1 protein-coding gene is annotated in these 588 nt (G+C 66.5%); it reads right to left on the minus strand.

What is annotated here, in order from left to right:
- Nucleotides 1-3: 3 nt before the first annotated feature.
- A partial coding sequence (locus tag OCH239_RS21490; RefSeq protein ID WP_037267616.1) for a UDP binding domain-containing protein occupies nucleotides 4-588 on the minus strand: 585 nt, incomplete at its 5' end.

The raw sequence follows: 588 nt of genomic DNA on the forward strand, positions 1-588 counted from the left end.
GACTTACATCGCCGCGCCGCCCACACGTCCGATGCTGTCATAGGCGGTGAAGCCTGCGGCGCGGGCGTCTTCGAGCGAGTAGACGTTGCGCAGGTCCGCCATGCGGCTGGTGCGCATGCTCCCGGCGATGCGCGAGAGGTCGAGCGCGCGGAACTCGTTCCATTCGGTGAGCATCACCAGAAGGTCCGCGCCTTCGGCCGCGGAATAGGGATCCTCGTGCCAAGTGACGTTCGGCAGCAGGGCCTCGCCCTCCCGCCGGCCCTGCGGATCGGTGACACGGACTTCGGCGCCACCGCCGACAAGCGCGGGTACGATGGTCAGCGCCGGGGCATCGCGCATGTCGTCCGTGTTGGGCTTGAAGGTCACGCCGAGCACGGCGACCGTCTTGCCGTTGAAGCTGCCGCCGCAGAGATCGAGCAGCTTGTCGACCATGCGCCGCTTGATCTCCTCGTTGATCTTGATCACCTGCTCGACGATCTGCATCGGGCTCGCATGCTCCTGCCCGATCCGGGCCAGCGCCTTGGTATCCTTGGGAAAGCACGAGCCGCCATAGCCCGGTCCCGCATGCAGGAAGGTCTTTCCGATGCG

Source organism: Roseivivax halodurans JCM 10272, assembly GCF_000521785.1.
Lineage (GTDB): Bacteria > Pseudomonadota > Alphaproteobacteria > Rhodobacterales > Rhodobacteraceae > Roseivivax > Roseivivax halodurans.